Source organism: Rhizobacter sp. P3_B12, from assembly GCF_056402895.1.
In genome coordinates, this window is record NZ_JBFUGN010001442.1 from 1 (window position 1) to 1,110 (window position 1,110).

Below are 1,110 nucleotides of genomic sequence, written 5' to 3' on the forward strand. Positions count from 1 at the left end.
GTTCACGTCGGCCCGCTACAGCGCGCAGCAGAAGGGGCTGGACGCCGACCTGAGCTTCAAGGTGAACGCAGGCGAGCCGCTGTTCCTGGTGGTGACCGCGACGCCGTCGGTGTTCAAGACGGTGGTGTGGGACCAGGCGTACGAGACGATCTGGCGCTACCCGTACATGGTCGAGCTGGCGAACGCCTGGCCGCAGGGCTTCCAGAACGGCCAGCGCGACGCCTGCCCGACCGGCACGGCGCGGCACAGCAATGGCGGTGGTTGCGCGCCGACGAGCACGCCGACGACGGTGTACGTCGGCCCGTACGCGACGATCCTGCCGGGCGGCAGCGCGAGCGGCAGCGCGCGCATCGAAGACCAGGCCGTCATCAGCAAGGGCACGGTCAGCGGCGGCACCGTCGGCGGGCTCAGCGTGATCGGCTCGGGCAACACCGCCTTCACGGTGTCGGGCTCGGCCCAGGTGCGCACCACGTTCTACCCGCTGGGCTTCTTCGAGACCGGGCAGGGCGCCTCGGGCACGCTGGACCTGCATGGCGATGTCGAGTACCGCGGTGCCGGCCTGAACCTGAGCTCGGGCAACCGATCGGGCTTCGTCGAGGCCGGCTCCACCGTCGGTTCGGCCACCGACATCAACACGAAGACGACGCTGACCTGGCGGCCCTGACCTGACGCAGTCGGCTCGGCGGGTTCGCCGACAATCCGGGGTTCCGATCTGCACCGACCCCGCCGACTGCCTCATGCGTTCCCTGTTGCTGCATCCCTGGCTGCGTGCCTGGCTTCCTGCACGCGCCGCCGTGAGCGGGCGCGAGCGCCTGCGGTCGGTGGTGGGAGCGCTGCTGGGCATCGCCGCCACCGGGCTGCTCAGCGCCTTCGTGCTGCAGGGCACGCCCGGTGCCATCGCGCTGATCGCGCCGATGGGTGCCTCGGCGGTGCTGCTGTTCGCCGTCCCTGCGAGCCCGCTGGCGCAGCCCTGGTCGATCCTCGGCGGCAACATCGTCTCGGCGCTGATCGGCGTGGCCTGCGCGCGGTGGATAGCGACCCCGGAACTGGCGGCGGCGCTCGCGATCTGCGTGGCGATCGGCGCGATGTTCGCGCTGCGCTGCCTGCACC

At 71.4% G+C, this 1,110-nt stretch carries 2 protein-coding genes; both read left to right on the forward strand.

What is annotated here, in order from left to right; translation table 11 throughout:
• Positions 1-664: DUF6055 domain-containing protein (locus tag AC1D01_RS35925; RefSeq protein ID WP_477874475.1), on the forward strand; the 664-nt coding region annotated here is incomplete at its 5' end.
• A 73-nt stretch (positions 665-737) separates the two neighbouring features.
• Positions 738-1,110 (forward strand): HPP family protein (locus AC1D01_RS35930; RefSeq protein ID WP_477874477.1); only part of this gene is annotated, 373 nt, incomplete at its 3' end.